A 23,268-nucleotide genomic window follows, 5' to 3' on the forward strand; every position below is an offset into this window, starting at 1 on the left:
CAACGCTTATTAGCCAAGGAGTCAGTCATGGGTTTGCTGATTGAAGGACGCTGGCATGACCAGTGGTACGAAAGTAGCGCAGATGGCGCCTTCCAACGGGAACAGGCGCAACGCCGGCACTGGGTCAGCACCGACGGCCAACCGGGCCCCAGCGGTGATGGCGGCTTCAAGGCCGAAGCCGGCCGCTACCACTTGTATGTCTCCCTCGCCTGCCCGTGGGCGCACCGCACCCTGATCCTACGCAAACTCAAGGGCCTGGAAAGCCTGATCGACGTTTCAGTGGTCAGTTGGCTGATGCTGGAAAATGGCTGGACCTTCGACAAGGCCCACGGCTCAACTGGCGACAAGCTCGACGATTTTTCCTTCATGCACCAGCGCTATACCGCCGACACCACCGACTACACCGGGCGCGTCACTGTGCCCGTGCTGTGGGACAAGAAGCTCAGTCGCATCGTCAGTAATGAATCGGCGGAGATCATCCGCATGTTCAACAGCGCGTTCAATGAACTGACGGGCAACACCCTGGACTTTTACCCCGAACCGCTGCGCCCGAGCATCGACGCGTGGAACGAGCGGATCTATCCCGCCGTAAACAATGGCGTGTATCGCGCAGGCTTTGCCACTTCACAGCAGGCGTACGAAAGTGCTTTTGATGACGTGTTTGCCGAGCTGGATCACCTGGAGCAGCACTTGGGGGGGCACCGCTACCTGGCCGGTGAATACCTGACCGAGGCTGACGTACGCCTGTTTACGACGCTGATCCGGTTTGATGCGGTGTATTACAGCCACTTCAAATGCAACCTGCGGCGGATTGCGGATTATCCAAACCTGTCGAATTGGTTACGCGAGCTGTATCAATGGCCCGGCGTGGCCGAGACCGTGGATTTTGCCCATATCAAGGGGCATTACTATGCCAGCCACCGGACGATCAATCCGACGGGGATTGTACCGAAGGGGCCGTTGCAGGCGTTTGATAGCAAACATGACCGACAGAAGTTGAGCAGCAAGGGCGTCTGGAGCTGAAGCAAAAACGGTAGGAGCGAACTTGCTCGCGAAGATCGTCAACGATAACGCTGGCATCCTGGATGAACGCGGCGCCCTTGAGTTTCTCGCGAGCAAGCTCGCTCCTACAATTGATGTGAGTGCCGGTTTCACACCTGGGACTGGGCACCTTCGAACCACTTCAGCTTCTCACGCAACACCACCACTTCTCCTACGATCACCAGCGTCGGCGCATGCACTTCATGCTCCGCCACCAGGCGCGGCAGATCCGCCAGGGTGCCAGTAAACACGCGCTGGTTGGACGTGGTGCCTTGCTGGATCAACGCCGCCGGAGTATCTGCCGAACGGCCATGGCGGATCAGTTGCTCGCAGATGATCGGCAAGCCAATCAAGCCCATGTAGAACACCAGGGTCTGCGACGGCCCGACCAGGTCATTCCAGGGCAAATCCGAGGTGCCGTCTTTCAGGTGCCCGGTGATGAAGCGTACCGATTGCGCATAGTCGCGATGGGTCAGGGGAATACCGGCATACGCCGCACAGCCACTGGCTGCCGTAATCCCCGGCACCACCTGGAACGGGATGCCATTGGCCGCCAGCTCCTCGATCTCTTCGCCGCCGCGACCAAAGATAAACGGATCGCCGCCCTTGAGGCGCAGTACGCGCTTGCCCTGCTTGGCCAGTTTCACCAGTTGCTGGTTGATCTGGTCTTGCGGCACCGCATGATCGGCGCGGCGCTTGCCGACATATACCCGCTCGGCGTCGCGACGGCACAATTCGAGAATCGCCGGCGCCACCAGGCGGTCATACAGCACCACATCGGCTTGCTGCATCAAGCGCAGCGCGCGAAAGGTCAGGAGGTCCGGATCACCGGGGCCTGCGCCCACCAGATACACTTCACCCAGCGCATGGGGCGGCTTGCCATTGACCTTCTCCACCAGCAAACGCTCGGCTTCATCGCCTTGCCCTGCCAGTTGCCGATCAGCGATCGGGCCCTGGAAAACGTCTTCCCAGAAGGCCCGGCGCTGCTGCACATCGGGATACAGATTTTTGACCTGCGCGCGAAAACGTGCGGCCAGCCCGGCCAATTGACCGTAGGTGGACGGAATCCAGGTTTCCAGTTTGGCGCGAATCAGCCGTGCCAGCACCGGCGCATCACCGCCACTGGACACCGCAATCACCAAGGGCGAGCGGTCGACGATCGCCGGGAAGATCACGCTGCACAAGGCCGGCGCGTCCACCACATTGACCGGCACACAACGGCGCCGAGCATCACTGGACACTTGCGCGTTCAGCGGCTCGTCGTCGGTTGCCGCGATGATCAGGGTGCAGCCATCAAGGTCCGCCTCCTGGTAACCACGCACAATAAGCTCACCGCCACTGCCCTGTACCAGTTCACGCAACTGGTCTTCGATCAGGGGAGCAACCACCCGCAACAACGCGCCGGCATCGGCCAGTAGCCGGGATTTGCGCAAGGCAATCTCCCCGCCACCGACGACCAACACACGACTGCCGCGCAGGTTATGGAACAGCGGCAGAAATTCCATTTAGCCGATGACCTCAACGCCCGCCATGTACGGCTTGAGCACTTCAGGTACGCGGATCGAACCGTCAGCCTGCTGGTAGTTTTCCAGCACCGCGACCAGGGTGCGGCCTACAGCCAGGCCCGAGCCGTTGAGGGTGTGGACCAGTTCCGGCTTGCCGGTTTCCGGGTTACGGAAACGCGCCTGCATGCGGCGGGCCTGGAAATCACCGCAGTTGGAGCACGAGGAAATCTCGCGGTATTTGTCCTGGCTCGGCACCCACACTTCGAGGTCGTAGGTCTTTACCGCGCTGAACCCCATGTCGCCGGTGCACAGCGCCAATACGCGGTACGGCAACTCCAGCAATTGCAGGACGCGCTCGGCGTTGGCGGTCAGGCCTTCCAGGGCTTCCATGGAGGTCGACGGCTCGACAACCTGCACCATCTCGACCTTGTCGAACTGGTGTTGGCGGATCATGCCGCGGGTGTCACGGCCCGATGCCCCGGCTTCGCTGCGGAAGCACGGGCTGTGGGCGACGAACTTGATCGGCAGTTGCTTGGCGTCGAGGATCTCGCCGGCCACGATGTTGGTCAGCGATACTTCGGCGGTCGGGATCAGGTACAGATCGGCTTCGCCATCGCGGCTGATCTTGAACAGGTCCTCTTCGAACTTCGGCAACTGGCTGGTGCCCATCAGCGCCGGAGCCTGCACCAGGTACGGGGTGTAAGCCTCCTCGTAACCGTGTTCGCCGGTGTGCAGGTTGAGCATGAACTGCGCCAGGGCACGGTGCATGCGTGCGATCGGACCGCGCAGCAAGGCAAAGCGCGCGCCGGACATTTTGGCGGCGGTTTCAAAATCCAGGCCACCGGTCAGTTCGCCCAGGGCAACGTGGTCCTTGATCTCGAAATCAAAGGCTTTTGGCGTACCCCAGCGGCGGACTTCGACGTTACCGTCTTCATCGGCGCCGACCGGCACGGATTCGTGCGGCAGGTTGGGGATACCCAGCAGGATCGAGTCCAGCTCAGACTGAATCTTGTCCAGCTCGACCTTGCCGTCAGACAGCTCGCTGCCCATGCGCTCGACGTCCGCCATCAGCGGCGCGATGTCTTCACCACGCTGCTTGGCCTGACCGATGGATTTGGAGCGCGCATTCCGTTCAGCCTGCAATGCTTCGGTGCGGGTCTGGACGGTCTTGCGCTGTTCTTCCAGCGCTTCGATGCGCGCAACATCCAAGGCAAAGCCACGGGATGCCAGGCGGTCCGCTACGTCCTGAAGGTTGCTACGTAACAGTTTGGAATCGAGCATGTCGGTCTCTCGTTTATCAAAGTTTGGTCAAGGACAGGCCGGCCCAGGTGGCGAGCAGCCCGCCGAATACACTGATGGCCACATAGCCTAATGCCAGCGGCACTTGCCCGCTTTCCAGCAGGCGCACGGTATCCAGTGAAAAGGATGAAAAAGTGGTCAGGCCGCCAAGGAAGCCCACCATCAACCCGGCGCGCACTTCAACAGGCACCTCCGGGCGTAACAGAAACAGGCCGTACAACACGCCGATCAGCAGGCAGCCCACGATATTAACGGCCAGCGTCGCGGTATAGAAGTGTTTCGGCCAATTGGCGCTAATCCAATTGCCGGTGGCAAAGCGCAATAGGGTACCGGCCACACCGCCTACGGAGACTGCGATCACCAAGGGAATCATGGCTTTCTCCGCTGTTTCGGGCTCAAGCGGTCCAGTTGCGCGAGGTGATTGAGCTTCTCGCCGATCTTCAGCTCCAGGCCACGGGGCACCGGTTGATAGAACGGTTGCGGCTCCAGATCATCAGGAAAATAGTCTTCGCCGGCCGCATAGGCATCCGGCTCGTCGTGGGCGTAGCGGTATTCGTCGCCATAACCCAACTGTTTCATCAGTTTGGTCGGCGCGTTACGCAGGTGCAGCGGGACTTCCAATGAGCCATGCTCAGCCGCAGCACGCAGCGCCGACTTGAAGCCCATGTACACCGCATTGCTTTTCGGCGCGCAGGCCAGGTAGGTAATGGCCTGCGCCACCGCCAACTCGCCTTCCGGGCTGCCGAGGCGCTCCTGCACTTCCCAGGCCGCCAGGCACAGGCTCAGGGCGCGGGGATCGGCGTTGCCGATGTCCTCGCTGGCCATGCGCACCACACGCCGGGCCAGGTACAGCGGATCGCAGCCACCGTCGATCATGCGCGCAAACCAATACAACGCGCCGTCCGGGTTGGAACCGCGTACAGATTTGTGCAATGCCGAAATCTGATCGTAGAAGGCCTCGCCGCCCTTGTCGAAGCGCCGCCGGGTATCGCCCAGCAGGCTTTGCAGCAGGTCGACGCCAATCTCACTATTGTCTTCAGCCAGGTCAGAGGCGTTTTCCAGCAGGTTGAGGAAACGTCGACCGTCACCGTCAGCCGCCGCCAGCAGGATCTTGAAACCCTCCTCCCCCAGGCTCAGATGGCGCTTGCCTAGCCCCTTGTCCTCGCCCAGCGCTCGCTGCAACAGCTTCTGCATCGCGGCTTCATCGAGGCTCTTGAGGACATACACCCGCGCCCGCGAGAGCAAGGCATTGTTGAGTTCAAACGAGGGGTTTTCAGTGGTGGCGCCAATAAAAATCAGCGTGCCGTCTTCCACATAGGGCAGGAATGCATCCTGCTGCGACTTGTTGAAGCGGTGCACTTCATCGACAAACAGGATGGTGCGCCGACCGTACTGCCCGGCCTGCTGTTTGGCGACTTCCACCGCCTGGCGGATCTCCTTGACCCCGGCCAACACGGCCGAGACTGTTTCAAAGTGTGCGTCCGAGACTTTCGCCAGCAGCCGCGCCAGGGTGGTCTTGCCCACGCCCGGCGGCCCCCAGAAAATCATCGAGTGCAGGGCACCCTGCTCCAGGGCTTCGCGCAGGGGCTTACCGCGGGCCAGCAAGTGCTCTTGCCCGACATACTCATCCAGGTTGGTCGAGCGCAAACGCGCGGCCAGGGGCTGGGCAATCGGGTCACTGCGAAACAGGTCCATGGGCAGCGATTTACTCCTGGATCACATCGGCACCCTTGGGGATGTCGAACTTGAACGTGGAGGCTGGGACCGACTCATTGGCCTTGACCCCGGTGAACAGGATATTGGTGCGCTGGCCAACACTGTCGATCAGTTGCATATCGTTGATCACACCGTTGCGAAACGACAGGCGCAGGCTGTCGAACAGTGTGTCCTTGGACTTGGGCTTGAGGGTGAAATCGATCACGTTGCTTTGTTGCTTGGACGTGATCTCGAAACTCTCGCTGATCTGCGACACATCACCGGACAGCAACAAGGCTGGGGTCTGGCTCAGACGTGGGTCAAGGGTCTTGATGGTCGCCTGCTCCAGGTCCGGGTCCCACAGCGTGACTTTCTTGCCATCGGAGACGATGGTCTGCTCGTTGGGCGCGTCGGTTTTCCAGAAGAACAGGCCTGGGCGCTGCACAGCCATTTCACCGGCCGTTTCCTGCAACTGCGTGCCGCCGCCGTCCAGGGTCAACTGGGAGAAGCGCGCGGTCAGGGTCTTGGATTTGTCCAGCAGGTTGGTCAGGCTCGCAACGGATGCCTGGTCAGCGTGGGCCGAAAACGCAGTCAGGGCCAAGGCTGGCAACAACAGCATGCGGATAAGACGCATGGGAGTCCTCATAGAATGATGTGAAAGGCGCGCCGCGTGCTGCCACGCGGCACGAAGTCAGTCGCGCATCGGCCCTGGCGCGATCACTTCGCGCGAGCCGTTGGTGTTCATTGCCGTGACGACGCCGGCCATTTCCATGGATTCGATCATACGTGCGGCGCGGTTGTAGCCGATCTTCAGTTTACGCTGCACCGCAGAGATCGAGGCGCGGCGGCTTTCCAGGACGAACTGCACGGCTTCGTCGTACAAGGCGTCGGTTTCAGCATCGTCATCACCACTGCCGCCGCCATTTTCAAAGCCGCTGCCGGCCTCTTCGACACCATTGAGGATGTCGTCGTTGTATTCAGGCGCGCCGCGCAGTTTCCAGGCTTCCACCACCCGATGCACTTCATCATCGGAAACAAATGCACCGTGCACCCGGATCGGCAGGCTGGTGCCGGGCGGCATGTAGAGCATGTCACCATGGCCCAGCAGTTGCTCGGCACCGCCCTGGTCGATAATGGTCCGCGAGTCGATCTTGCTCGACACCTGGAACGCCATACGCGTCGGGATGTTGGCCTTGATCAAGCCGGTGATCACATCCACCGAAGGCCGCTGGGTCGCGAGGATCAAGTGGATCCCGGCCGCACGGGCCTTCTGCGCGATACGCGCGATCAGCTCTTCGACCTTCTTGCCGACGATCATCATCATGTCGGCAAATTCGTCGACCACCACGACAATGGTCGGCAGCTTGGTCAGCAGCGGCGCTTCATCGTGAATGCTTTCGCGCTTGTACAGCGGGTCGGCCAGCGGTGTGCCGGCGTCCTGGGCTTCCTTGACCTTGGCGTTGAAGCCGGACAGGTTACGCACGCCCATCTTCGCCATCAGCTTGTAGCGCCGCTCCATCTCGGCAACGCTCCAGCGCAGGGCGTTGGCCGCATCCTTCATATCGGTCACGACCGGGCACAGCAGGTGCGGAATGCCTTCGTAGATCGACAGTTCCAGCATCTTCGGGTCGATCATGATCAGCTTGGCGTCTTCCGGGCCGGACTTGAACAGGATCGACAGGATCATCGCGTTCACACCCACCGATTTACCGGAACCGGTGGTACCGGCCACCAGCAGGTGAGGCATTTTCGCCAGGTCCGTGATCACCGGCTTACCGCCAATGTCGTGGCCCAGAGCCAGGGTCACCGGCGACTTGAAGTTGTCGTATTCCGGGGTCGACAGCACTTCGGAGAAGCGCACGATCTGGCGGTCTTCGTTGGGAATCTCGATACCCACGGTGGTTTTGCCAGGGATTACTTCCACCACACGCACACTGGTCACGGCCAGGGAGCGCGCCAGGTCTTTTGCCAGGTTGGAAATACGGCTGACCTTGACGCCAGCGGCTGGCTGGATTTCGTAACGGGTAATCACTGGGCCAGGGTGGATCGAATCCACCGTGACCTCGACGCCAAACTCCTTGAGTTTGATTTCCAGCAGATGGCCAACCGCCGCCAGGGACTCCGGGGAGTAGTTGAGTTGTTTCTTCTCGGCCGGATCGAGGATCGAGATCGGCGGCAAGGTGCCTTCGACGGCGCTGTCGATAAACAGCGGCGCCTGCTTCTCTTTCTGCACCCGATGGCTTGGCTCGGGCGCCTTGATTGGCGCCGGGGCGATAACCGGCGGCACTTGTTTCTCGCGATCGGACATGTGCTTGGTCAGGGCCTGCTCGCGTTCGATCAGGCGCTCCTTGACCTTGGCCTGCTCACGGCGATCCGGGGTGCTTGGAGCCACGACATCATTGACCCGGGTATCGACTTCACGCAATTGCGCCACCATGCGCTTGCGGTCCACGCGAGCGGCCCACCAGCGGTTGGCAGCGCCCTGGAACAGCTCGAACAGGTCGAGGGTGATCTTGCCGGTCACGTCCATGACCTTGAACCAGGACAAGTCGGTGAATACCGTCAGGCCAAACAGGAACAGGGCGATGAACATCAGCGTGCTGCCCTGGATATTCAGGGTCCTGCGGGCCAGGTCGCCCAGGCTTTCACCCAGGGCTCCGCCCGCACCCGCCGGCAGGCCGGTCGGCGCGTGGAAGTGAATATGTGCCAGCGCCGCACCCGACAACACCAGGAACACCAGGCCGATCAGGCGCCAGGAGAACAGCCAGCCACTCCACTGCCACGGCTCATGGCGCTGGCGGAAGATCTGCCAGGTCTTGATCGCCAGCAACAGCGGGAAGATATAGGCGAAATAGCCGAGGATCATGAACAGGATATCGGCGCTGTAGGAGCCCACAGGCCCACCGAAGTTCTGCACATCGTCGATCTTGCTGTTATGGCTCCAGCCCGGATCGTCCTTGCCATAGGTCAGCAAGGCCATCATCAGGAACAGGCATAAAGCACCGATGGCAATCAGCGCGCCTTCCTTGAGCCGATAATGCAGGTGCTGGCGCCAGGCCGGTACCACTGCTGTTTTGGGTGCTGCGGTGGATTTCTTCAAAACGGGTCTTTTCCTGCGCCTTAAGCGCGTCCAACAGTTGAATGACTATAAAATACTGGCCAATCCGGACAGTTGAAAAATGAACGAGTGTTGTCGAATCTTCTTTTAACACTCTGTAACGGATTCATGAAGTGGCCATAACCGCTGAAAACCGGCATCCAGCCCGCTTATTGTACGGGTTTGCGTGCCTGTTGCCACGCTTGCGAGCCTGCTTGCACAACCTGTTCGCAGATCCTTCAATTTGAGCATGCATTGTCTTTGCTGACAAAGGCTTATGAGCTGTATTTATCAGACTGGACAAGCTTTACCAAGGTTCACCACCCATCACCCGCCCGACGGACTCGCTTACGACCACGTTGACAGGGCCAAGTTGCAGAAACACCCACTTACCCATCGGCCCACCGATTGCGTGATCGGGGTAGCCGGGAAGCGCTTCGTCGACAATAATCAATCACAGCCTATCGCGGCGGGCTTGGCCTGCCACCGCCCTCCCCTTCTTGTAAGCCTGAATCCCATGCTGACCTGGTTGCAACGTAACACCCTGACATTTCCACCCCTGACCAAAGCCATGCGTGAGCCCAACGGCCTGCTCGCCGCCGGCGGCGATCTGTCTGCCGACCGGCTGATCCAGGCTTATCGCCACGGCTGCTTCCCCTGGTTCTCGGAAGGTCAGCCGATCCTGTGGTGGTCGCCCGACCCACGTACGGTACTGTTCCCCGCAGAGCTGCACGTATCCCGCAGCCTCGCCAAGCTGCTGCGCCAGCAACGCTACGAGGTGACCTTCGACCAGGACTTCGCCGCGGTCATCCAGGCCTGTGCCGCGCCTCGCAGCTATGCAGACGGCACCTGGATCACTGACGCCATGCAGAACGCCTACTTGCAACTGCACCAGCGCGGCTATGCCCACTCCGTCGAGGTGTGGGACCAAGGTGAACTGGTCGGCGGCCTGTATGGCCTGGCCATGGGCCAGTTGTTTTTTGGTGAATCCATGTTCAGTCGTGCAGATAACGCCTCGAAATTCGGCTTTGCCACGCTGGTCAGGCAATTACAGGCCTGGGGCTTTGTGCTGATCGACTGCCAGATGCCCACCGATCACCTGCACAGCCTCGGTGCCCGCGCCATCGCGCGCAGCGACTTTGCCGGTTACCTGCGCGGCCACCTGGACCAGCCCAGCAGTGCAGCATGGCTTTCTTGAGCGACTTCCTCGCACCTGGCTTACACTTATTTCAAAGCTTATCCGAGGGTTGATCATGACCGAGTTGGCGCGCTTGAAGTTTTATGCCACTCAACCCCACTCTTGCAGCTACCTGCCCGACGAACAGGCCACTACGCTGTTCCTCGACCCCAGCCAGCCGATGGACGTGCATGTGTATGCCGATCTGTCAGAGATGGGCTTTCGGCGCAGTGGCGACCACCTGTACCGGCCGCACTGCCAGAACTGCAACGCCTGTGTGCCGGCGCGCATACCGGTGGAACAGTTTCTTGCAGACCGCAATCAGAAACGCATCCTCAAGCGCAATGCCGACCTGATCGTGACCCCCGCCAAGCCAGGCTTCAGTGAAGAATACTTCGATCTTTACCAGCGCTACATTGAACAACGCCACGCCGACGGCGACATGTTCCCACCCAGTCGCGACCAATTTTCCACGTTCCTGGTGCGGGATCTGCCGTTCTCGCGCTTTTACGAGTTCCGGCTTGAAGGAAGGCTGCTGGCTGTCGCGGTCACCGACCTGCTGCCCAACGGTCTATCAGCGGTCTACACCTTCTACGAGCCCGCCGAAGAACGTCGCAGCCTCGGGCGCTTTGCCATTCTCTGGCAGATCAGTGAAGCATCCAGGCAAAAACTGGAAGCGGTGTACCTCGGGTACTGGATCAAAAACTGCAAAAAGATGAGCTACAAGACCCAATATCGGCCCATTGAACTGCTGATTAATCAAAGATGGGTCACGCTTAACTAGAACCCCTTGGCTTGAACACCCTTTTTCGGGCACAATGCACGCCGCTTTTGCCTGGCGCAGTTGCACCGGGCCATTCACTGGATACCGAGGGCTTTACTGCATGTCGAAAGAAGACAGCTTCGAAATGGAAGGCACTGTCGTCGACACCCTGCCCAACACCATGTTTCGCGTGGAGTTGGAAAATGGGCACGTCGTAACCGCGCATATCTCCGGCAAGATGCGCAAGAACTACATTCGTATTCTTACCGGTGACAAAGTGCGCGTCGAGCTGACGCCCTATGACTTGAGCAAAGGGCGCATCACTTACCGCGCTCGCTAAACAAGTCAATACAAAACGCCCGGTTATGCCGGGCGTTTTTGTGTGCGTGATATTTATACAGGCCGCAAAACAACTGTAGGAGCGAGCTTGCTCGCGAAGAACCCAAGGACAACGCACCGAATCAGAAAGCATGCGTTATCGTTGACGATCTTCGCGAGCAAGCTCGCTCCTACAGGTTTACAGCAATCAGGCCATTTCGGCCGTGGTCTCGAACTCGAAGGTCAACTCGCCATCCTTCAAGTCGATATGCACCACGCCACCATGGTCGGAGAGCTCGCCAAACAGGATCTCTTCGGCCAACGGCCGCTTGATCTTGTCCTGGATCAGGCGCGCCATTGGGCGGGCGCCCATTGCCGCGTCGTAGCCACCCTCGGCGATCCAGCTGCGTGCCGCTTCCGTCACTTCCAACTGCACGCGCTTGTCTTCCAACTGCGCCTGAAGCTCGGTAAGGAACTTGTCCACCACGCTCTTGATCACCTCATGGCTGAGGCGACCAAACTGGATAATGGTGTCCAGGCGGTTACGGAATTCCGGCGTGAAGCTCTTCTTGATCACTTCCATGGCGTCGGAAGAGTGATCCTGATGAGTAAAGCCAATGGAAGCCCGCGCGGCCGTCTCGGCACCGGCGTTGGTGGTCATGATCACGATGACGTTGCGGAAATCCGCCTTGCGTCCGTTGTTGTCGGTCAGGGTCCCGTGATCCATGACCTGCAGCAGCAGGTTGAAGACTTCCGGGTGAGCCTTTTCGATTTCGTCGAGCAGCAACACACAATGCGGTTGCTTGGTGATCGCCTCAGTCAACAGGCCGCCCTGGTCAAAGCCGACATAGCCCGGAGGCGCACCGATCAGGCGTGACACAGTGTGCCGCTCCATGTATTCGGACATGTCGAACCGCACCAGCTCGATACCCATGGCCTTGGCCAACTGCCGCGCCGCCTCGGTCTTGCCGACGCCGGTAGGCCCGGCAAACAGGAACGAACCCACAGGCTTGTCCGGCGACTTGAGGCCGGCCCGGGACAGCTTGATCGCTGTCGACAGCGAGTCGATCGCCGCATCCTGGCCAAATACCGTCAGCTTGAGGTCGCGCTCCAGGTTACGCAGCAGCTCCTTGTCGGAACTGGTGACGTGTTTTGGCGGAATTCGCGCGATTTTCGCCACGATGTCCTCGACCTGCGGCACTTCAATACGCTTCACACGCTTCTCTACCGGCTGCAGGCGCTGATAAGCCCCTGCTTCGTCGATCACATCAATGGCTTTGTCCGGCATGTGCCGGTCATTGATGTAGCGCGACGCCAGCTCAGCGGCCGCACGCAGCGCCTCATCACTGTATTCGATGCCGTGGTGCGCTTCGAAACGCCCTTTCAGCCCACGCAGGATGCCGATGGTGTCTTCGACCGAAGGCTCGGACACATCGACCTTCTGGAAGCGACGCGCCAGGGCACGGTCTTTTTCGAAGATCCCGCGAAACTCCTGGAACGTGGTCGAGCCGATGCAGCGGATATCGCCCGAAGACAACAGTGGCTTGAGCAGGTTGGAAGCATCCATCACCCCACCGGAAGCTGCACCGGCACCGATGATGGTATGGATTTCATCAATGAACAGGATCGCCTGCGGGCGCTTTTTCAGCTCGCCAAGCAACGCCTTGAAACGCTTTTCAAAGTCGCCACGGTACTTGGTCCCGGCGAGCAGCGCCCCCAGGTCAAGGGAGTAGACGACGCTGTTGGCCAACAGGTCCGGTACCTGGTTATCAACAATACGCTTGGCCAGGCCTTCGGCAATCGCGGTTTTACCCACGCCTGCCTCGCCCACCAACAGTGGATTGTTCTTGCGCCGACGGGCCAGGATCTGCGCCACCCGCTCAACTTCCATCTCGCGCCCAACCAGCGGATCGATCCGCCCCTGGCGCGCCAGTTCATTGAGATTGCTGGCATAGGCATCCAGCGGGTTGCTTGAAGAAGAAGACTCACCGCCCTCGTCGTCCTGCATATCCTGCTCACCTTCGGAGTGATCGCCGTGCCCAGGCACTTTGGAGATGCCGTGGGCGATGTAGTTGACGACATCAATACGGGCAACGCTCTGCTGCTTGAGCAAGAACACTGCCTGGCTTTCCTGTTCGCTGAAAATTGCCACAAGCACATTGGCGCCCGTGACTTCACGCTTGCCGGAGCTCTGCACGTGGAAGACAGCACGCTGCAATACCCGCTGGAAGCCCAGGGTTGGCTGGGTCTCACGGTCCTCGTCATGCACGGGGATCAGTGGCGTGGTGGAGTCGATAAACTCCTGCAGATCATGCTTGAGCTTGTCGAGGTTGGCGCCGCACGCACGCAGAACGGTGGCGGCAGCTTCGTTATCCAAAAGTGCCAGCAGCAGGTGTTCGACGGTCATGAATTCATGACGCTTCGAACGAGCCTCCTTGAAGGCAAGATTAAGGGTGACTTCGAGCTCGCGGTTTAACATAGCTTCACCTCATACCCAAGTGGTCGGAGTTAACCGTCCTTCTCGATTTCACAGAGTAGCGGATGCTGGCTTTCCCTGGCGTACTGGTTGACCTGCATGGCCTTGGTCTCGGCGATGTCGCGGGTAAACACTCCACATACTGCCCGTCCTTCTGTGTGAACGGCCAGCATTACCTTGGTCGCCAACTCGCGGTTCAGATTAAAAAACACCTCGAGTACTTCGACGACGAAATCCATCGGCGTGTAGTCATCATTGAACAAAACCACCTTGTACATCGGCGGCGCCTGTAAAGCAGGCTTGGCCTCTTGAACAGCGATGCCTGCAGAACCGTCATCGTCTTCTAGATGATCCGGGCGATCCTGATTGAATGTTAGTCGAATCTGGCTGAATGCATGCATGGAAAGAAAGGTTCGTCAGTTGTGCATTTACAGTGGTGGGGGCGACCTGTCAGAAATTCAACTCCGACCGACTGGTCAACTTGACTATCGGCAAAACGGTGATACAACCAATAGAACCCACAGTGGGTAAAAAAGGTCCGCGCAGTCAACCTTATTTATTCGGGTTAGGACGGATAAACTGGATGATACTCCAGTGATGGAGTCTGGTGCAGAGGGATATGGGTATGTCTGGCGTCAAGATCAACGGCAAGGTCAAATGGTTCAACAATGCCAAGGGATACGGCTTCATTAATGAAGACGGCAAGGATGAAGACCTTTTTGCGCATTTCTCGGCGATTGCCATGGAGGGGTATAAAACGCTGAAAGCGGGCCAGCAGGTGTCCTTTGAGATCATCCAGGGACCCAAGGGCCTGCATGCTGTCGAAATCTGCGCAGCCGGTGCGGCTGCACCTGGAAAACCCCACGAAGACAAGCACGACAAGGCAGATAAATCCGCTCCTTCCAAAAAGAAGCAAACGGCCTGATCAGCCACTGAGTAGATACCCTGCATAAAAAACGGCCATCCCGAGCAGTCAGGATGGCCGTTTTCTTATGGCTTTCGGCTTACATGTGCGAAATCAACGCATCCCCAAAGCCCGACGACGACACCAGCTTGGCGCCGTCCATCAAGCGCTCGAAGTCATAGGTTACGGTCTTGGCCGAAATCGCCCCGTTGGTGCCCTTGATGATCAAGTCGGCGGCTTCGGTCCAGCCCATGTGACGCAACATCATTTCGGCCGACAGAATCAACGAACCGGGGTTGACCTGGTCTTTGCCGGCGTACTTGGGCGCAGTACCGTGGGTGGCTTCGAACATCGCCACGGTATCCGACAGGTTGGCGCCCGGCGCAATACCGATACCCCCCACTTCTGCCGCCAGGGCGTCGGAGAGATAGTCGCCGTTGAGGTTCAGGGTGGCGATCACATCGTATTCGGCCGGACGCAGCAGGATCTGCTGGAGCATGGCGTCGGCAATGGCGTCCTTGACCACAACGTTCTTGCCGGTGCGTGGGTTCTTGAACTGCATCCACGGCCCACCATCAAGCAGGGTCGCGCCGAACTCTTCGGCCGCCACTTCATAGGCCCATTCCTTGAAGGCACCTTCGGTGAACTTCATGATGTTGCCCTTGTGGACGATGGTCAGCGACTCGCGGTCGTTATCCACTACATATTGCAGGGCCTTGCGCGCCAGGCGCTTGGTGCCCTCCTTGGAAACCGGCTTGACGCCAATCCCGCAATCCTGGTCGAAACGAATCTTGGTGACGCCCATTTCTTCTTTCAGGAACTTGATGACCTTGATCGCTTCCGGCGAGCCGGCTTTCCACTCGATACCGGCGTAAATATCCTCGGAGTTTTCACGGAAGATGGTCATGTCCACATCGCCTGGTTTCTTGACCGGGCTTGGTACACCTTCGAACCAGCGCACCGGGCGCAGGCAGACATACAGGTCCAGTTGCTGGCGCAGCGCCACGTTCAGCGAGCGGATGCCGCCACCGACCGGCGTGGTCAGCGGGCCCTTGATGGAAACCACGTAGTCCTTGACCGCGTCCAGGGTTTCCTGGGGCAGCCAGGTGTCCTGGTCGTAAACTTGAGTCGCCTTCTCGCCGGCATACACCTCCATCCAGGAGATTTTGCGCTTGCCGCCGTAAGCCTTGTTAACAGCTGCATCGACCACCTTGATCATCACCGGGCTGATGTCGACGCCAATACCGTCACCTTCGATGAAGGGAATGATCGGGTTATCAGGAACATTGAGAGAATGGTCTGCGTTGACGGTGATTTTGTCGCCGACTGCCGGAACCTGAATCTTCTTGTATCCCATGCTGAACTCCGTTTGTGGATTGAACATCTGGCTGTGTCCGAGCCTACTCCAGTTGAATGTGGACTGGAACCTTGCCCCCGGCACATTTGCGGCGAAAACCGTAGATTTAGTCGCCTACAACCTTGAAACAAAAGGGAAAAACGCCAAACTTGAGCACTACGTGCGACTTTAGGCGCAATCAGGCCCCTGCGACCTTTAGACCAATGGACGACCCACCTTTTGTATGAAGGCTCGGCGTAAGCATAGCGACCTATGTATAATGCCGCCGCTGACCAAAGAGTCACGACGGCCGACCGCTCTATATCGAGCACCTGCGCCTGAAAAAGCCGGGCTGCCACCGTAGCCCACCCGCTTGACGCTCGACTGATGCAACCCAACATCACCGCGAAGAAACATCGACATTCGGCTCATGGATGACTTTGAACGAACGCGCTTTACCCGGCGCATCTCGAGTTTCCGCGCACGCTTTTAGCAAAGAAGAGAGTTAATCCGAATATGCCCACCCGCTCGAAGATCATCTATACCTTCACCGACGAAGCCCCGGCCCTCGCCACCTATTCACTGCTGCCTATCGTAGAGGCCTTCACCGCTTCCGCTGATATTGAAGTGGAAACCCGCGATATCTCCCTCGCAGGGCGCATCCTCGCAAGCTTCCCCGAGCAACTGGGCAACAAGGCTGTTGCGGACCACCTCGCCGAACTGGGCGCCCTGGCCGTAACCCCCGAAGCCAACATCATCAAGCTGCCTAACATCAGCGCCTCGACCCCGCAGCTGCAAGCCGCGATCAAGGAACTGCAAGCCCAGGGCTACGCCCTGCCGGACTACCCGGAAACCGTAACCACCGACGCGGAAAAAGAAACCCGCGCACGTTACGACAAGGTCAAGGGCAGCGCCGTGAACCCGGTCCTGCGCGAAGGCAACTCCGACCGCCGCGCGCCACTGTCGGTCAAGAACTACGCACGCAAGCACCCGCACAAAATGGGCGCCTGGGCTGCCGACTCCAAGTCCCACATTGCGCACATGAGCAATGGCGACTTCTACGGCAGTGAAAAAGCCGTACAGATCGAAGCCGCTGACGCGGTCAAAATCGAACTGGTCGGCAAGGATGGCACCACCACCGTCCTGAAAGAAAAGACCACCGCACAGGCCGGCGAGATCCTCGACAGCGCCGTGCTGAGCAAGAACGCCCTGCGCGCGTTCATTGCCGCCGAAATCGAAGACGCCAAGAAACAGGGCGTACTGCTGTCGGTTCACCTCAAAGCCACCATGATGAAGGTCTCCGACCCGATCATGTTCGGCCAGATCGTTGCCGAGTTCTATAAAGACGCCCTGGCCAAGCACGCCACCGTGCTCGAACAGATCGGCTTCAACCTGAACAACGGCATCGGCGACCTGTACGCTCGCATCAAGGCCCTGCCGGCCGACCAGCAAGCGCAGATCGAAGCGGACATCCAGGCGGTCTACGCCGCTCGCCCATCGCTTGCGATGGTCAACTCCGACAAAGGCATCACCAACCTGCACGTGCCGAGCGACGTGATCGTCGACGCCTCGATGCCAGCCATGATCCGTGACTCCGGCAAGATGTGGGGCACCGACGGCCAACTGCACGACACCAAGGCCGTGATCCCGGATCGCTGCTACGCCACCATCTACCAGGCGGTCATCGAAGACTGCAAGGCCAATGGTGCCTTCGACCCAACCACCATGGGCAGCGTGCCAAACGTTGGCCTGATGGCGAAGAAAGCCGAAGAGTACGGCTCCCACGACAAGACCTTCCAGATCAAGGCTGACGGCGTAGTCCGCGTCACCGATAGCAAGGGCAACCTGCTGATGGAACAGTCGGTTGAAGCCGGCGACATCTTCCGTATGTGCCAGACCAAAGACGCGCCGATCCAGGACTGGGTCAAACTGGCCGTCAACCGCGCCCGCGCCAGCGGCACACCGGCCATCTTCTGGCTGGACCCGCTGCGCGCCCACGATGGCGTCGTGGTCGAGAAAGTTCAGGCCTACCTGAAAGACCACAACACCGAAGGCCTGGACATCCGCATCATGTCGCCGGTCGACGCGATGAAGTTCACCCTGGAACGCACCCGCAAGGGCCTGGACACCATCTCGGTGACCGGCAACGTACTGCGCGACTACCTGACTGACCTGTTCCCGATCATGGAACTGGGCACCAGCGCCAAGATGCTGTCGATCGTACCGCTGATGAACGGTGGCGGCCTGTTCGAAACCGGCGCTGGCGGCTCGGCTCCAAAACACGTGCAGCAGTTGCTGGAAGAAAACTTCCTGCGCTGGGATTCCCTGGGCGAGTTCCTGGCCCTGGCCGCGTCCCTTGAGCATTTGGGTGTGAACTACAACAACCCGAAAGCCCTGGTACTGTCCAAGACCCTGGACCAGGCCACCGGCCAGTTCCTCGACAACAACAAGTCGCCATCGCGCAAAGTCGGCAACATCGACAACCGCGGCAGCCACTTCTACCTGGCGCTGTACTGGGCACAAGCCCTGGCCGCCCAGACTGAAGATACCGCGCTGCAGGCGCAGTTCGGCGAACTGGCAAAAACCCTCGCCGAGAACGAGGCAACCATCGTTGCCGAACTCAACGCCGTACAGGGCAAGCCAGTGGACATCGGCGGCTACTACGCGCCGAATCCTGAGCTGACTAGCAAGGCTATGCGTCCGAGCAGCACGCTTAACGCGGCGATTGCCAAGTTGAAGTAAGTTCGCAAAGGAACATCACAAACCCCGGCCAAGTGCCGGGGTTTGTGTTTTCCCGCGCTCACAACAGAAGAACTATCGCGAAAAACTCTAATGAACTGTAAGTTCTAACAGGTTACTTCCAGCCCTCCGAAGAGCATTCTGCTGCCGTACTCAACGACTTGAGGGCAGGAGACAATCAAATGCTGCGCATTCATTATCTATTGCCACTGAGCGCTCTCTTACTTGCGATACTGTCCGCAGCCAACGCCGGCCAGAACGTACAAATTGAGTATTTCCTCAACGTAAGCTTTACCTGTCATAACGGCCACACCAAACCGGGATACAGCGTGTTTATTAGCGGATCACGCCCAGAGCTGGGAAATTGGGATCCATCCAAAGCCGTATTACTCAAAAACCCAGGCCACCCAACCTGGTCTGGCAGGGTACAGTTCAAAAACGTTAAACCCGGTGACACGCTGGAATGGAAATGCATCATCCGCAATGAAAAAGACCCACTGGAAAAACCACAATGGCAGCCAGACCCTGACAATCAGGTAACATTTGCCTTCTCTCCAGAGCCGCAGGCAGTCGGCACATTCTGACCAGCACGCATTTCCAGCGACTTAAACAACCCCGTATTCCGTGCGCCGCGACTTATCATCCTCTACTTGAGCTCGACAGCCAGGACATCGGAACATGCACGCCACCTTGACCCATGCCAGCAAAACCTCCTGCCTCTCACGCTCCCCAGCCATACCAACATAAACACGCGCAAAGACACGCCAGAGCATAATAAAGGCAACAGGCAGCCGCGATGCCAGACGCACCTCGTAGCTTTTGCGGGCAACCGGATTCATGACACTCTTCAATAACGACTGTTCTGAAGAGGTAACCTGCGCCCCGGTCTGGCTCCGGTAAAATCACAGAATGTCAGGCGCATCATGCAGATTGCTTATGCCGCCTCACTGAAGAAACCCAATCAAAATGTGGGAGCGGGCTTGCTCGCGAAAGCGGTAGCTCAGCCAATATATTCGGTGGTTCAAACACCGCCTTCGCGAGCAAGCCCGCTCCCACACTGACCGCGTCACACCCTGAATCGAGGCGTTCAAATGACCTGGCAACCCCACATCACCGTCGCCACCATCGTCGAAGACAACGGCCGCTTCCTGATGGTCGAAGAACTCAAGGGCGGCCGCGCCGTGCTCAACCAGCCCGCCGGCCATCTCGACCCGCACGAAACCCTGACCGAAGCCGCCGTACGTGAAACCCTCGAAGAAACCGGCTGGGACGTCGAAGCCACCGGCATTGTCGGCATTTACCTGTACACGGCCCCAAGTAATGGGGTGACCTACCAGCGCGTGTGCTTTATCGCCAAGGCCCTGAAACACCACCCGGACTATCAACTGGACGAAGGCATCGTGCGCGCCCGCTGGCTGACCCGTGACGAACTGATGGCCGTGCGCGACAACTGGCGTAGCGAGCTGATCATCCGCTGTATCGATGATTATCTGGCCGGTCACTGCCACAGTCTCGAATTGATCCGCCCTTCTCTTTAGCCTTGCGGGCTCGGGCCTGCTAGAATCGCGTCCTTTTTCAAGACACCCGTTGAAATCCTATGCGTGATCCAGCCCCTTCTGACACACAAAAGAAGCGCGTCATCGTCGGCATGTCCGGCGGCGTGGATTCTTCCGTTTCCGCCGTTCTGCTCATAGAGCAGGGTTATGAGGTGGAAGGCCTGTTCATGAAGAACTGGGAAGAAGACGATGGAACGGAATACTGCACCGCCATGGACGACCTGGCCGATGCCCAGGCCGTCTGCGACAAGATCGGTATCAAGCTGCACACCGCCAACTTCGCCGCCGAGTACTGGGACAATGTGTTCGAGCACTTCCTGGCCGAATACAAGGCCGGTCGCACGCCGAACCCGGACATCCTGTGCAACCGCGAAATCAAGTTCAAGGCGTTCCTCGACTACGCCATGATCCTCGGCGCCGACCTGATTGCCACTGGCCACTACGTGCGCCGTCGCGATATCGATGGGCGCACCGAACTGCTCAAGGGCCTGGACCCGAACAAGGACCAGAGCTACTTCCTGCACGCCGTGGGCGGTGAACAGATCGCCAAGACCCTGTTCCCGGTGGGCGAGCTGGAAAAACCCGAAGTGCGCAAGATCGCCGAGAAACACAGCCTGGCTACCGCGAAGAAGAAAGACTCCACGGGGATCTGCTTTATCGGCGAACGCCGCTTCAGCGACTTCCTCAAGCAGTACCTGCCGGCGCAACCGGGCGAGATCAAGACCACTGAAGGTGAAGTTATTGGCCGTCACCACGGCCTGATGTACCACACCATCGGCCAGCGCCAGGGCCTGGGCATCGGCGGCTTGAAAGACGCCGGTGAAGAGCCGTGGTACGTGCTGGTCAAGGACCTGGAAAACAATGTGCTGATCGTCGGCCAGGGCAATGAGCACCCGCTGCTGTTCTCCGGCGCACTGCTGGCCTCGGAGATCTATTGGGTCAACCCGATCGACCTGAGCACTCCACGCCGCCTGACCGCCAAGGTGCGCTATCGCCAGAGCGACCAGCCCTGCACCCTGGAAAAAACCGCCAGTGGCTACCGTGCGACGTTCGATGATCCGCAGCGCGCGGTCACGCCTGGCCAATCGGTCGTGTTCTACGACGGTGAGATCTGCCTGGGGGGCGGCGTGATTGAAGTCGCCGAACCCTGGAGCAACCCGGCATGAGCCCGACCCAGGAGCAATTGACAGCACTGGGTGGGGTCTTCCTCGCCGCCGTGCTGGTGGACAAGATCGCCAAGACCGGCCAGGTGACCGAGGCGGGCCTGACCTGCATGCTCGGCAGCTTGCTGGTGGTCGACCCCAAGGACACTCTGGATGTGTACGGCGGCGACGACCTGAGCCTGCGTGAGGGTTATCGCGCCCTGATCGGCGCCCTCGAACGCGACCCGAGCACCTTGCAGCGCGAGCCGTTGCGTTACGCCCTGTCGATGCTCGGCCTTGAGCGGCAGTTGGCCAAGCGCGACGATCTGCTGGAAACCATCGGCAAACGCCTGCCGCAGATCCAGTCACAAGTGCAACACTTCGGCCCGGCCCACGAGAACGTGATCGCCGCCTGTGGTGCGCTGTACCAGGACACCTTGAGCACCTTGCGCCAGCGAATCCAGGTTCATGGCGACATGCGCAACCTGCAACAACCGAACAACGCCTCGAAAATCCGCGCCCTGCTCCTGGCCGGTATTCGTTCGGCGCGGTTGTGGCGCCAGTTGGGCGGTCATCGTTGGCAGTTGGTCATCAGCCGTCGCAAATTGCTTAAAGAGCTTTACCCGTTGATGCGCAACGAATAAGTCGCAGCAACAGGCTATTTTCAAGCCGTTACGCGTAATACGCCGGTCAGTTGGCGACGGACCGGCGGATTTTTTCATGTATGATACGCGCCCCATTTCGTTGCCCGACTGTCCGAGAACACCCCATGCAGCTCTCTTCGCTCACTGCGGTTTCCCCTGTTGACGGCCGCTACGCCGGCAAAACCCAGGCCCTGCGCCCTATTTTCAGCGAATACGGCCTGATCCGTGCTCGTGTACTGGTTGAAGTGCGCTGGCTCCAGCGCCTGGCCGCTCACCCTGCCATCAGCGAAGTGCCGGCGTTCTCCGCCGAGGCCAACGCTGTACTGAACACCCTGGCGGAAAACTTCTCCCTGGAGCACGCCGAGCGTGTGAAAGAGATCGAGCGCACCACCAACCACGACGTCAAAGCCATCGAGTACCTGCTCAAGGAGCAAGCGGCCAAATTGCCGGAACTGGCCCAGGTCAGCGAATTCATCCACTTTGCCTGCACCAGCGAGGACATCAACAACCTGTCCCACGCCCTGATGCTGCGCGAAGGCCGTGATGACGTGATGCTGCCACTGATGCGCCAGACCGCCAACGCCATCCGCGAACTGGCCATCCGCTTCGCCGACGTGCCGATGCTGTCGCGCACCCACGGCCAGCCGGCCTCGCCGACTACCCTGGGTAAAGAACTGGCTAACGTGGTGTACCGCCTGGAGCGCCAGATCGCTCAAGTGGCCGCCGTGCCGTTGCTGGGCAAGATCAACGGCGCCGTAGGCAACTACAACGCCCACCTGTCGGCCTACCCTGAGATCGACTGGGAAGCCAACGCCCGCGCCTTCATCGAAGACGAGTTGGGCCTGGGCTTCAACCCTTACACCACGCAGATCGAACCGCACGACTACATCGCCGAGCTGTTCGACGCCATTGCACGCTTCAACACCATCCTGATCGACTTCGACCGTGATATCTGGGGCTACATCTCCCTGGGTTACTTCAAGCAGCGCACCATCGCTGGCGAAATCGGTTCGTCGACCATGCCGCACAAGGTCAACCCGATCGACTTCGAAAACTCCGAAGGCAACCTGGGGATCGCCAACGCCCTGTTCCAGCACCTGGCCAGCAAGTTGCCAATCTCCCGCTGGCAGCGCGACCTGACTGACTCCACCGTATTGCGCAACCTCGGCGTGGGCTTTGCCCATAGCGTGATCGCGTACGAAGCCAGCCTCAAAGGCATCAGCAAGCTGGAACTCAACGCGCAGAAAATCGCCGCTGACCTGGACGCTTGCTGGGAAGTCCTGGCCGAGCCGATCCAGACCGTAATGCGCCGCTACAACATCGAAAACCCGTACGAAAAGTTGAAAGAGTTGACACGCGGCAAGGGCATCAGCCCCGAGGCGTTGCAGTCTTTCATCGACGGCCTGGACATGCCCGCCGCGGCCAAGGCCGAGCTGAAACTGCTGACCCCGGCCAACTACATCGGCAACGCTGTAGAGCAAGCCAAACGCATCTGATTGCGGCTTGAACCCTTAAGACGCCCGGCAGCGCCGGGCGTTTTTATTCCCGTCTTAAAAGTGCTTTTTTTCAATAGGTT

At 59.3% G+C, this 23,268-nt stretch carries 20 protein-coding genes; 11 read left to right on the top strand and 9 right to left on the bottom strand.

The window, feature by feature from the left end; genetic code table 11:
- Window positions 1–27: 27 nt before the first annotated feature.
- Window positions 28–1,023, top strand: coding sequence for a glutathione S-transferase family protein (locus BFQ03_RS26980; protein WP_032857347.1), 996 nt, complete (start codon window positions 28–30; stop codon window positions 1,021–1,023).
- A gap of 128 nt (window positions 1,024–1,151) precedes the next feature.
- On the opposite strand, the gene cysG is transcribed toward BFQ03_RS26980, so the two are convergent.
- From cysG to BFQ03_RS27010, 6 genes are read right to left on the bottom strand one after another with little or no spacing between them, the layout of a single operon-like run.
- A complete protein-coding gene (cysG, locus tag BFQ03_RS26985; protein ID WP_065944410.1) occupies window positions 1,152–2,546 on the bottom strand; it encodes a siroheme synthase CysG in 1,395 nt (464 codons plus the stop codon).
- Window positions 2,547–3,827 carry a serine--tRNA ligase gene (gene serS, locus BFQ03_RS26990; RefSeq protein ID WP_032857349.1) on the bottom strand — a complete coding sequence of 427 codons (1,281 nt, stop codon included), beginning with the start codon at window positions 3,825–3,827 and terminating at the stop codon, window positions 2,547–2,549.
- Between the two features lie 16 nt (window positions 3,828–3,843).
- Window positions 3,844–4,218 carry a fluoride efflux transporter CrcB gene (gene crcB, locus BFQ03_RS26995; RefSeq protein WP_032857351.1) on the bottom strand — a complete coding sequence of 125 codons (375 nt, stop codon included), beginning with the start codon at window positions 4,216–4,218 and terminating at the stop codon, window positions 3,844–3,846.
- The gene (locus tag BFQ03_RS27000) at window positions 4,215–5,540 is read right to left on the bottom strand and encodes a replication-associated recombination protein A (RefSeq protein WP_032857352.1); all 1,326 of its coding nucleotides are present in this window, start codon (window positions 5,538–5,540) and stop codon (window positions 4,215–4,217) included. Before BFQ03_RS27000 ends, crcB begins: the two co-directional genes overlap by 4 nt.
- Window positions 5,541–5,550: 10 nt before the next feature.
- The gene (lolA, locus tag BFQ03_RS27005; protein WP_032857353.1) at window positions 5,551–6,174 is read right to left on the bottom strand and encodes an outer membrane lipoprotein periplasmic chaperone LolA; all 624 of its coding nucleotides are present in this window, start codon (window positions 6,172–6,174) and stop codon (window positions 5,551–5,553) included.
- Window positions 6,175–6,231: 57 nt separating this feature from the next.
- Window positions 6,232–8,640, bottom strand: coding sequence for a DNA translocase FtsK (locus BFQ03_RS27010; RefSeq protein ID WP_065944411.1), 2,409 nt, complete (start codon window positions 8,638–8,640; stop codon window positions 6,232–6,234).
- Window positions 8,641–9,154: 514 nt separating this feature from the next.
- On the opposite strand from BFQ03_RS27010, the gene aat reads away from it, so the two are divergent.
- The 3 genes from aat to infA all read left to right on the top strand — a co-directional run bounded on the left by aat (window position 9,155) and on the right by infA (window position 10,917).
- On the top strand, window positions 9,155–9,835 hold the full coding sequence (gene aat, locus BFQ03_RS27015) for a leucyl/phenylalanyl-tRNA--protein transferase (RefSeq protein WP_065944412.1): 681 nt from the start codon (window positions 9,155–9,157) through the stop codon (window positions 9,833–9,835).
- Window positions 9,836–9,890: 55 nt separating this feature from the next.
- Window positions 9,891–10,598: an arginyltransferase gene (locus BFQ03_RS27020; protein WP_065944413.1), complete on the top strand. Its 708-nt coding sequence runs from the start codon at window positions 9,891–9,893 to the stop codon at window positions 10,596–10,598.
- A gap of 100 nt (window positions 10,599–10,698) precedes the next feature.
- Window positions 10,699–10,917 (top strand): translation initiation factor IF-1, encoded by a 219-nt coding sequence (gene infA, locus BFQ03_RS27025; RefSeq protein WP_002553999.1) that lies wholly within the window; start codon window positions 10,699–10,701, stop codon window positions 10,915–10,917.
- A gap of 186 nt (window positions 10,918–11,103) precedes the next feature.
- Here infA and clpA read toward each other — a convergent pair whose 3' ends face one another.
- On the bottom strand, window positions 11,104–13,374 hold the full coding sequence (gene clpA / locus BFQ03_RS27030) for an ATP-dependent Clp protease ATP-binding subunit ClpA (protein WP_032857364.1): 2,271 nt from the start codon (window positions 13,372–13,374) through the stop codon (window positions 11,104–11,106).
- A 29-nt stretch (window positions 13,375–13,403) separates the two neighbouring features.
- The gene (clpS, locus tag BFQ03_RS27035; protein ID WP_029293391.1) at window positions 13,404–13,772 is read right to left on the bottom strand and encodes an ATP-dependent Clp protease adapter ClpS; all 369 of its coding nucleotides are present in this window, start codon (window positions 13,770–13,772) and stop codon (window positions 13,404–13,406) included.
- Between the two features lie 224 nt (window positions 13,773–13,996).
- Between clpS and cspD the strand changes: the two genes are divergently transcribed.
- Window positions 13,997–14,296, top strand: a complete 300-nt coding sequence (cspD, locus tag BFQ03_RS31045; protein WP_032857551.1) for a cold shock domain-containing protein CspD — start codon at window positions 13,997–13,999, stop codon at window positions 14,294–14,296.
- Window positions 14,297–14,375: 79 nt separating this feature from the next.
- Here the strand turns inward: cspD and icd are convergent, their stop codons facing one another.
- Window positions 14,376–15,632: an NADP-dependent isocitrate dehydrogenase gene (icd, locus tag BFQ03_RS27045; protein WP_032857553.1), complete on the bottom strand. Its 1,257-nt coding sequence runs from the start codon at window positions 15,630–15,632 to the stop codon at window positions 14,376–14,378.
- Window positions 15,633–16,127: 495 nt separating this feature from the next.
- Between icd and BFQ03_RS27050 the strand changes: the two genes are divergently transcribed.
- The 6 genes from BFQ03_RS27050 (at window position 16,128) to purB (ending at window position 23,188) form a co-directional block, all read left to right on the top strand.
- Window positions 16,128–18,353, top strand: coding sequence for an NADP-dependent isocitrate dehydrogenase (locus BFQ03_RS27050; protein WP_032857365.1), 2,226 nt, complete (start codon window positions 16,128–16,130; stop codon window positions 18,351–18,353).
- 179 nt (window positions 18,354–18,532) lie between these two features.
- Window positions 18,533–18,934: a carbohydrate-binding module family 20 domain-containing protein gene (locus BFQ03_RS27055; protein WP_032857367.1), complete on the top strand. Its 402-nt coding sequence runs from the start codon at window positions 18,533–18,535 to the stop codon at window positions 18,932–18,934.
- A gap of 507 nt (window positions 18,935–19,441) precedes the next feature.
- Window positions 19,442–19,888: an NUDIX hydrolase gene (locus BFQ03_RS27065; RefSeq protein WP_065944415.1), complete on the top strand. Its 447-nt coding sequence runs from the start codon at window positions 19,442–19,444 to the stop codon at window positions 19,886–19,888.
- A 59-nt stretch (window positions 19,889–19,947) separates the two neighbouring features.
- Entirely contained in the window at window positions 19,948–21,072 is a 1,125-nt protein-coding gene (gene mnmA, locus BFQ03_RS27070) for a tRNA 2-thiouridine(34) synthase MnmA (RefSeq protein WP_065944416.1), read from the top strand.
- Window positions 21,069–21,692 (top strand): high frequency lysogenization protein HflD, encoded by a 624-nt coding sequence (gene hflD, locus BFQ03_RS27075; protein WP_032857372.1) that lies wholly within the window; start codon window positions 21,069–21,071, stop codon window positions 21,690–21,692. The genes mnmA and hflD overlap by 4 nt, the downstream gene beginning before the upstream one ends.
- A 125-nt stretch (window positions 21,693–21,817) precedes the next feature.
- Window positions 21,818–23,188, top strand: coding sequence for an adenylosuccinate lyase (gene purB, locus BFQ03_RS27080; RefSeq protein WP_032857373.1), 1,371 nt, complete (start codon window positions 21,818–21,820; stop codon window positions 23,186–23,188).
- Window positions 23,189–23,268: the final 80 nt, after the last annotated feature.

The organism is Pseudomonas sp. 25 R 14 (assembly GCF_900004755.1).
Lineage (GTDB): Bacteria > Pseudomonadota > Gammaproteobacteria > Pseudomonadales > Pseudomonadaceae > Aquipseudomonas > Aquipseudomonas brenneri.

Excerpts from the sequence above, each read along its gene's own strand:
- aat (WP_065944412.1), top strand. The coding sequence starts at position 9,155 with ATGCTGACCTGGTTGCAACGTAACACCCTGACATTTCCACCCCTGACC.
- lolA (WP_032857353.1), bottom strand. The coding sequence starts at position 6,174 with ATGCGTCTTATCCGCATGCTGTTGTTGCCAGCCTTGGCCCTGACTGCG.
- BFQ03_RS27020 (WP_065944413.1), top strand. The coding sequence starts at position 9,891 with ATGACCGAGTTGGCGCGCTTGAAGTTTTATGCCACTCAACCCCACTCT.
- BFQ03_RS27065 (WP_065944415.1), top strand. The coding sequence starts at position 19,442 with ATGACCTGGCAACCCCACATCACCGTCGCCACCATCGTCGAAGACAAC.
- BFQ03_RS26980 (WP_032857347.1), top strand. The coding sequence starts at position 28 with ATGGGTTTGCTGATTGAAGGACGCTGGCATGACCAGTGGTACGAAAGT.
- infA (WP_002553999.1), top strand. The coding sequence starts at position 10,699 with ATGTCGAAAGAAGACAGCTTCGAAATGGAAGGCACTGTCGTCGACACC.
- clpS (WP_029293391.1), bottom strand. The coding sequence starts at position 13,772 with ATGCATGCATTCAGCCAGATTCGACTAACATTCAATCAGGATCGCCCG.
- cspD (WP_032857551.1), top strand. The coding sequence starts at position 13,997 with ATGTCTGGCGTCAAGATCAACGGCAAGGTCAAATGGTTCAACAATGCC.
- purB (WP_032857373.1), top strand. The coding sequence starts at position 21,818 with ATGCAGCTCTCTTCGCTCACTGCGGTTTCCCCTGTTGACGGCCGCTAC.
- icd (WP_032857553.1), bottom strand. The coding sequence starts at position 15,632 with ATGGGATACAAGAAGATTCAGGTTCCGGCAGTCGGCGACAAAATCACC.
- crcB (WP_032857351.1), bottom strand. The coding sequence starts at position 4,218 with ATGATTCCCTTGGTGATCGCAGTCTCCGTAGGCGGTGTGGCCGGTACC.
- BFQ03_RS27000 (WP_032857352.1), bottom strand. The coding sequence starts at position 5,540 with ATGGACCTGTTTCGCAGTGACCCGATTGCCCAGCCCCTGGCCGCGCGT.
- BFQ03_RS27050 (WP_032857365.1), top strand. The coding sequence starts at position 16,128 with ATGCCCACCCGCTCGAAGATCATCTATACCTTCACCGACGAAGCCCCG.
- hflD (WP_032857372.1), top strand. The coding sequence starts at position 21,069 with ATGAGCCCGACCCAGGAGCAATTGACAGCACTGGGTGGGGTCTTCCTC.
- BFQ03_RS27055 (WP_032857367.1), top strand. The coding sequence starts at position 18,533 with ATGCTGCGCATTCATTATCTATTGCCACTGAGCGCTCTCTTACTTGCG.
- clpA (WP_032857364.1), bottom strand. The coding sequence starts at position 13,374 with ATGTTAAACCGCGAGCTCGAAGTCACCCTTAATCTTGCCTTCAAGGAG.
- serS (WP_032857349.1), bottom strand. The coding sequence starts at position 3,827 with ATGCTCGATTCCAAACTGTTACGTAGCAACCTTCAGGACGTAGCGGAC.
- mnmA (WP_065944416.1), top strand. The coding sequence starts at position 19,948 with ATGCGTGATCCAGCCCCTTCTGACACACAAAAGAAGCGCGTCATCGTC.
- cysG (WP_065944410.1), bottom strand. The coding sequence starts at position 2,546 with ATGGAATTTCTGCCGCTGTTCCATAACCTGCGCGGCAGTCGTGTGTTG.